Raw genomic sequence first — 6,168 nt, 5'->3', positions numbered from 1 at the left:
CGGCGCACAAAGGGCCAGTCCTGACGATAATTGGTAATGGTCTCTGTCCCCCGCTGTACATCCTTGGATGTGATCTGCTTGAACCCCAGAAACGATCCACGCTTCACATCTACCATGGCACCTGCATAGCTGTACTCAATTTTACGCTTACCCCCGATACCATCATCACGTTCAACTGACTGAACAACAGACAAAGGTGAAACATAATCCTGCTCTGGATAAACAGCACCACTGCCTTTTGTATAAACAAACTTATCAGTTAATGGTGTGTAACTGATGGATGTTTCATGTCCGCGAGAAGTTACTAATTTCACAAGAGCATTTTGATTTCTATCTGAAGAAATTAAGTTTATCTGAGCCCCGCCTGTTCCCATATAAATAGCCGCAACGTCTGTTAACCCATCACCATTGAAATCACCAAGATGTGGAACGCTTCCTGTCCAGTTCCCCGAACGGGACCAAACTATGGGTTCCTCAAACGAACCATTGCTACTCTTTACTACTGAATACTTAAGCCATATTTGTTTTAAGCAATCATTAACAGTATTGCAGATTTGAATAGAAGTAGTGCGAGAACTACTAGCTTCGCCGCCATAATCGTAATTCACCTTATAATCAGACACCAATGTCTCAGCTTCATAGGTCTGAATATTCGCCAAACGTTTGTCCTGTGTTACCTTGGCACCAGCCTGATACCAAGTGCGGATGTCCGTGCGGTCTTCATAGATAAAGCGCACTGAGGATGTGGCTGTGGTGCCCGCAGAGATATTGCCGCCATAGTCGATCCGGTTGATACGGTATGAGCCGTTGCTTTGATCTTCGGTGTAGCTGTAGGTGATAGCATTGTCTGATCGATCAGACTGTTTGTTCAGTGCCCAGATCCGCGCTTCGGAACGCGCTGTGCCATCTGCCTTGATCGCTTCAATACGACTGTCATCTGTGGCACCATATTCCAGAACCAGACCGCCTTTGCTCCAGACCGTAAAGCTTTCGGGGCCTGTGCCGGCGGTGCCGTTAGAGATAACCTTGGCATAACTTTCGATCTCGGTACGGTATTCCGTGCCATCTGCCCCATAGTCTCCAGAGACAGCAACCAGACGCTGACCATCCAGACAGAAACGGTCAGCTGCAGAGAAATCAACACCGTGGATCTTGCCGTGGGGGACCAGACGTTGACCACAGCGAGTTATCGCAGAAAGACCTGAAAGCCCCCAGCCAACACCCAAAGGACCATTGCCTGCCTGAGAGGAATAGGACAGAGTCAGACGCGGTTCATTACCCGCAATCCCGGGCGGCACTGAAATCGGAATGGAATAGGTTGCCGCTCCGCTATCATCAACTGCAAACTCCCCCTCAAGAGAGCCGGCTACTGTTGTTGTATTACTCGTCTGGGCATAAGCACCGCCAACAAAAGAGACACTGAGGCTTCCAGCCAAGCATATTCCCGTCAGACTTAACTTCGTCAGACATGACCCAGCAACACGTAAACGCGATAGCAACAACATTTATGATGATCCCCCCAGATCAAACCTGAAAACTTTCAAAAACCAAGAACTAAAAACCGGCGTTTGTCAAAACCGAGAACTCGGCAACAGGAATAGAAACACGCTATGCGTGTCAAGCAATTCAACTAAATCAGGGAAGTGTGTTCCCTGCCTTAATTTTATCATCAAGTGGCTCTATCCGCGATAGTCTCAACCGCAACTCTTCGGTTACATCTTTTGCTTCCTGGGCATTACGAACAACCCTTGGCGTGATAAGCACCAGAAGCTCTGTGCGATTGTATTTCTCTGATGTATTTTTAAAGAGATACCCAAGCACAGGAATTTCAGACACCAGCGGCAGGCCGGAAGATCCCTCTTCCTGACGATCGCGAATGATCCCGCCCAAGGCAATTGTCTCACCGCTTGATACCGCAACCGAGCTTTCAATTAATCTTTGCTGAATGGTTGGAGAATCAATATCAGATGTCGTTGTTGATACCACATCGCTGACCTCTTGTTTGATTTTCAAAACCACAAGACCGGATGAGGACACCCTTGGTGTAACCTCAAGAATAACCCCTGTGTCTTTCAGTTCAATGGTGTTGACAATGGGGGCCGTTGTCGTATCAGTCGACACCGCTGATTGCGTGGCAATTGGTACCTGATCCCCGACCTGAAGCCGCGCAGACTGATTATCCAGCACCATTAACTGTGGCGATGAAATAACGTTTACATCTGAAATCTCGTCAAGCGCATTAAAGACAACCTGAGTATCACCGCTATTAAAAACATAGGAGAACCCGGGAAAGGCAGAAGACACAGCCCCGCTGGTCAATGTCGAAAAGGTTCCCGTGCTGTTACCATTCTTGAAAAACCACTGCAACCCGAACTGTAGTTCGTCTTTCAGTGTTACTTCCGCAATGGTTGCTTCGATAAGAACCTGTACCGGTTGAATATCAAGTTGGGTTAAGGCTCCTTCAATCATCTTGTATTCAGCCGGGGTTGCCAGTATCACCAGTGAATTGTTTTTCTCATCCGGAATAATCTTTACCTGCCCGTTATCCTCATTACCTGTACCGGTACCGGGCAGTGAGAGGGATCGACTTGTCGGGCTTGTGGCTTCACTGGCACCATCAGCGGTTCCGCCTGCACTGTCCAAGGCCACACTTTCCAGCCCCGGAGCCACTATCGAAGACGATAGAGACAGACCAGCGCTAGATCCACCTGATCCACTATCAGCAAAGACTTCACTCAAGATACTGGCCAGATCTTTTGCCACGGTATTTTTGACAGCATAGACAAACAATTGGCGTCCCTGACCTTCGCCACCGCGATCAAGCCGCTTAATCCACCGCTGAATTTTCGGCAGGTAAGATGGCTGTTTCGTGATCACCAAAATCGCCTGCAGGCGCTCGATCTCTACAAAGCGGATAACGCCCTTGAGCGGACCATCCGAAAGCTCGAATATATTTTCCAGCTCTTCAATAACGATAGAAGGATCTGTAATCGACAAAGGCACAAAGGCAAAAGACATGCCCTGCATCCAGTCGAGATCAAAGGTCTCGACAAGACGTGTCAATTCAACCGCTTCATTTGCCGTACCGGAAAAAAGCAGGAGATTGCGATTTTTATCAATGGCAATATCGGTTCCACCGCCACTGATCATGCTGACAAGGGTTGGCCTGATTTCTTCCGCAGAGATATGGCGTAGGGGTAACAGATAAAGTCCAAAGCCTTGGCCGGAATTCACATTGCGAGGGGAAGTAATGGAACTGCTGGCTTTGTCATTGCTGACCACACGATAAAGCGTCCCGTCGTGTTGAAGTGCTGCACCATTGAGTTCCAGCATTGTTTCAAGGGTGCTGATCAATTCGCCACTGGAAACGGGGCGTGCGGTCCGAACGGTAATGTTTCCCTGTACGGCGGGGTCAACAATATAGCTTTCCCCCAACGTATCACCAAGGATCAGGTCAACAGCCTGCGCAATTTCGACATTCACCAGATTAAGGGAAAGGGTTCCGTTGGAAAAATATCCGACATCTGCATTCTGAGACCCGGTAACAAAAACCCCGGTTCCGGGATAAAACTCGGCCCCCGGCAAGGGGTTTTCCCGGCTTGGCTCACCTTCCCCGGTTATTGTTTCACCCGTTAATGTATCTTGGGCCAACTCTTCGGCAGAGGTTTTCAGCTTGCGCGCGGTTTTCGCGTTTTCTTTGGCATTGCTTTCAGAGGTATCGCTTTTCGGGGCATCACTTTCTGGCCTACTATCTTGCGGCTTTTGGCTTTTAGTATTTGTCGCCGTTGCTTCAGCGACGTTAGCGCTCTCTTGTTCTGTACCGGTATTTAAGACAGAGCTCTTGCTTTGAGATGTATCATCCAGAACACAGGATCCCAGAAATCCCGATACCAAAAACACCAACCCAAATGTCCGGATTTTTCCCCCAAACAACTGCACCATAAACCCGTTTCCCCCAGGCAAAGCACGCCCGCAGTGCTTTGCAAACAACCACCAAAAACAATCGAACCTGACAACTCAGATCAACGATCGGCATCTTTAGACCTGAAAACAGGCCAGAATAAATTCACCAAAATATATTTAAGAGGCAAGCTCGAACGAGACAAAACCATTAGTTGTTTAACAGATTCCCAAAAAAAGAACAGGAAAATCAGTTAATGTTACCTCTCCATAAGAGGTAAGAATGCTAAATGTGTAAATAGATACAAAGAGCTGTTTTTCCCGTCGCCAACTGCTGGGCATTGATCACAAAACCTTGTGTCGGATCACAAAGAGCAACAAAGATACTGGTAGCATCTTCACCGAGGATAAGCGCCCCCGACGCCTTTGAGGAAGCTGGCATTAAAGCGTTCGGGATAGAGTGCCTCGGTGGGGAAGCCTTCTTTCCTTACCAGCGGACAGTCCAACAAATGGACGAGAACTTCCGCCAAATCCCGCTCGGCCACAAGGCCCAGCTTTGAAACCAGCGCGTTCAGAGACTCTCCGGCCTCCCCCTGAACCGTCTTTGCCCGCTGTAAACTAGCAATATCCAGCTTACCCGCATCAACCAACTGATCATCCAAAGCATTCTCAAAGGCAGCGATATCTGTAAGTGGTAAAGTGGACCCAAAGAACTCACTCCTCGTGGGAGTGCCTGAAATATTAAAAGGGTAATGGTTATATTAGAGTTTATCGATACTTCATTTCAGAGGATGAAGCCACAGGGGTTTCACATCCTAAAGAAATAATAATTCAAAAGAGGATAAAATTAAGAAAACACAATACTTAAATTAATACTTCTCCATCATCATTTATTATCTGATTTATTACAAATTCCTGCACATGAAACCCTTCAGGAGCATTCATGAATCCTTTTTGATCTGAAACTAATTTCAGGCTTTGTTCAACCGCTTGTTCTGTATCATATATTCCTATTAATTTTTGACTATTCCCACGATCTGAAACCCTCGTATGCAACAACATATATACCTTGTTAGCCATTTCTTTCCTCTAATAAAATATATATTTTATTATTCAATTAATTCCGTAACCCTCTTTCCAGTTTGTATGATTTAACTCCAGACAATCAATCAAAAAACCTTCATCCTTACCTAAAAAATCAGACTTGAGCATTAATAGTCTTTTTGCTTTGACAGCTTCGTTTTTATCATCAAAAACACCTAATGTTTTAACTCGCTCGCGAAAATCATCAACTTCTTCCACGTGATACAAAACAAATAACTTTGTCATACGAAAATCACTCTTATTTTTCACAAAAGTCTCTCGATATTACTGCTATTTAAACCCTCTATCACCATATTTTTTAATCTTATTAAATTCACTTCCCGGTCCTTTACCCCAATTATCTTTTCCGTATTTTTTATCTAAGAGATCTTTAGCCCAATTTTTTCCTGATTGATTTTTTTTCGGACGCTCCCCCTTGGCCCAACTGGGAACATCCTTCGCAGCCTCCTTACCTGTTTTTCCAGAAACAGGCTCCTTGTATTCTTCGCTATGAAAAAATCCGAACCCAAATGTTTGCTCTCGGATTTGCTGTACAGTTCTAGGTGTTGCATGAGGGTTTTGAATTAAAGTATCTATGATTGGTTTTGAGATAAATGGTGCCTCACCAACGATCACGTCAAGCCCCAAACCAATACTGCCACCTATACTAAGCCCTGTTATAGCTGCTAATATAGATTCTGGAAGAAAAAATACAACCACTGGTGCAGCAAATGCAAAAGCTTCTTGTCGGCCATCTAAGGATCTTTGATATTTGTCGTAGTCATCCCATACGTCTCTAAGATTTCTCCAATCGCCAAAGGATGCTCCTCGCATATCTGCAAAGCCACCATCGGGTGTAGGTTGCATCACATCATAACCAAAGCCATCTGAAGATTTGTAGCAATCCCTGCACCCAGGAATTGTTGGGAAATCTCTGTTATTACGATTTACTGAATTCCCTGGTCTGAATCCGTCATCTGGTCCATGTGTCCCGCCAGATTCACCACCAAAAGAAGTTCCTCCTTCATACCCAGTGCCCCCACCTGGTACATCATCAGAAATTTTGAAACCCGTTGGATCAGTATAAGACAGTGGGTTATTCCTTACATAAGAATAACGATTAAAGTCTTGCGTAACTGTAGGCTCAGGAATATTCGGATCCGCTGATAAAAACCTTCCGAGTTC

Annotated in this window: 6 protein-coding genes; all 6 read right to left on the bottom strand. The window is 45.8% G+C overall.

The window, feature by feature from the left end; translation table 11 throughout:
* Positions 1-1,505, bottom strand: a 1,505-nt coding sequence (locus tag WH96_RS20700; RefSeq protein WP_047766155.1) for a SpvB/TcaC N-terminal domain-containing protein, incomplete at its 3' end; no start/stop codon positions are given.
* A gap of 130 nt (positions 1,506-1,635) precedes the next feature.
* On the bottom strand, positions 1,636-3,942 hold the full coding sequence (gene gspD / locus WH96_RS20695; protein ID WP_053006198.1) for a type II secretion system secretin GspD: 2,307 nt from the start codon (positions 3,940-3,942) through the stop codon (positions 1,636-1,638).
* Between the two features lie 356 nt (positions 3,943-4,298).
* Positions 4,299-4,562 (bottom strand): hypothetical protein, encoded by a 264-nt coding sequence (locus WH96_RS20690; protein ID WP_047766154.1) that lies wholly within the window; start codon positions 4,560-4,562, stop codon positions 4,299-4,301.
* 202 nt (positions 4,563-4,764) lie between these two features.
* Positions 4,765-4,980 carry a hypothetical protein gene (locus WH96_RS20685; RefSeq protein WP_047766153.1) on the bottom strand — a complete coding sequence of 72 codons (216 nt, stop codon included), beginning with the start codon at positions 4,978-4,980 and terminating at the stop codon, positions 4,765-4,767.
* Between the two features lie 33 nt (positions 4,981-5,013).
* Complete coding sequence (locus WH96_RS20680; protein WP_047766152.1) at positions 5,014-5,253, bottom strand: DUF7336 domain-containing protein; 240 nt, start codon at positions 5,251-5,253, stop codon at positions 5,014-5,016.
* Between the two features lie 21 nt (positions 5,254-5,274).
* Positions 5,275-6,168 (bottom strand): RHS repeat-associated core domain-containing protein (locus WH96_RS21655; RefSeq protein ID WP_053006197.1); only part of this gene is annotated, 894 nt, incomplete at its 5' end.

The sequence above is a fragment of the Kiloniella spongiae genome (assembly GCF_001026905.1).
GTDB classification, from domain to species: domain Bacteria; phylum Pseudomonadota; class Alphaproteobacteria; order Kiloniellales; family Kiloniellaceae; genus Kiloniella; species Kiloniella spongiae.
This window is presented reverse-complemented; position numbering and strand designations above follow the sequence as displayed.

Bases quoted from the DNA above. Each gene is read 5' to 3' on its own strand.
- gspD (WP_053006198.1), bottom strand. From the start codon at position 3,942: ATGGTGCAGTTGTTTGGGGGAAAAATCCGGACATTTGGGTTGGTGTTT.
- WH96_RS20685 (WP_047766153.1), bottom strand. From the start codon at position 4,980: ATGGCTAACAAGGTATATATGTTGTTGCATACGAGGGTTTCAGATCGT.